Origin of the sequence: Cryobacterium sp. MLB-32 (genome assembly GCF_000738085.1) — a bacterium.
GTDB lineage: Bacteria > Actinomycetota > Actinomycetes > Actinomycetales > Microbacteriaceae > Cryobacterium.
In genome coordinates this window covers 1-1,036 of the sequence record NZ_JPRS01000491.1, presented here as the reverse complement: position 1 = coordinate 1,036, position 1,036 = coordinate 1, and the positions used below count along the sequence as shown (strand labels likewise).

The 1,036-nt window shown below is 56.8% G+C and carries 1 protein-coding gene; it reads right to left on the bottom strand.

Annotated features, from left to right (window positions below; translation table 11 throughout):
- Window positions 1–69: 69 nt before the first annotated feature.
- Window positions 70–588 (bottom strand): hypothetical protein, encoded by a 519-nt coding sequence (locus JF66_RS19580; RefSeq protein ID WP_156109947.1) that lies wholly within the window; start codon window positions 586–588, stop codon window positions 70–72.
- Window positions 589–1,036: the final 448 nt, after the last annotated feature.

The window sequence follows — 1,036 nt, the reverse complement described above, 5'->3', positions numbered from 1 at the left end:
CGTTGATGCGCTCAAGCGGTGCGAAAAATGGCACCAAGTGTGTACTTGGCTAAGTGCATACCCGGCGCCTTATCCAATGTTCAGAAGCTCCATCGAATCGAAGGGTGTCACGAATTTGGTCGCCATGCGTTGGTCATGGTCGACAGTGAGTTGAGCCAAGACATCCGGATGCTCGACGTGCTCCAATGAGATTTCGGTGAGGTTGCCTGTCCGAACTGCGCCGATCATTTTCCATCCATCACGTGGACGCCCCCAGATGAGCGCCGTCATCGGAAATATCAACCACAGCGCGGGCGGCACGCGTCGCGGATCTCGCGGCGAACTTTCAACGACTGCGCCTCTTAAGCGGAGCGTATAGATTCCGTCCGCATCGCGGCGTTCTGCGGAGTCATCCGGGTACGTGATCGTCCACGTCTCCGCAGAGGGCAGCGCCACGATCGAGGTCAAGATCGTGGTCCCATTGCCAGCGACTGAGCGAAGTGTTGCGCGAACCTCGGGATGGTAATCCCAATCCATCAGGACGCTGATCGCCTCCAGCAGAACAGATGTTTCAGAGGTCACTTCGTCGGTCCTTCTGTCGTCGGTCATTCATGAAACTAGGCGTGAGCATAGTGGCTCAAGCCAGATGAAAACTGAGGCTTGTTGCCCAGGGTGATCTGCCGCTTTGCTCCAGAGCAGCCGCGATCTCGGGGACCTGCTCGGGTGGCTTGTGAATTCGTCGACTAGCAGACGCTCTGTGCTTTGCGACGTGGCGTTGGGGAACGATCGTTCACAAGACACTTCGGGACAGGTTCAACGTCATTTTCCGTACTCACCCGCACAAGTTTCCGCACTTGTCTGCACAGCTCATTCGAATCGCCGTCAACGATTGCTGTCATCCCAGAGGCGAACCTTGAGCGACACAGAGACTGGCGAGATTGCAGGGCCGGGGCGGCCTGCTCGATGATTCCGAGTGGAACCTATGTCGAGCACAATCAGGCAGCGTGCTGGCTGGGGTGTTTGTTCACGTCTCATCATTCCAGAGACGTTTGTGACA

What these genes read in the sequence shown, in the direction of transcription:
- JF66_RS19580 (WP_156109947.1), bottom strand. Translation starts at nt 588, where the DNA reads ATGACCGACGACAGAAGGACCGACGAAGTGACCTCTGAAACATCTGTT.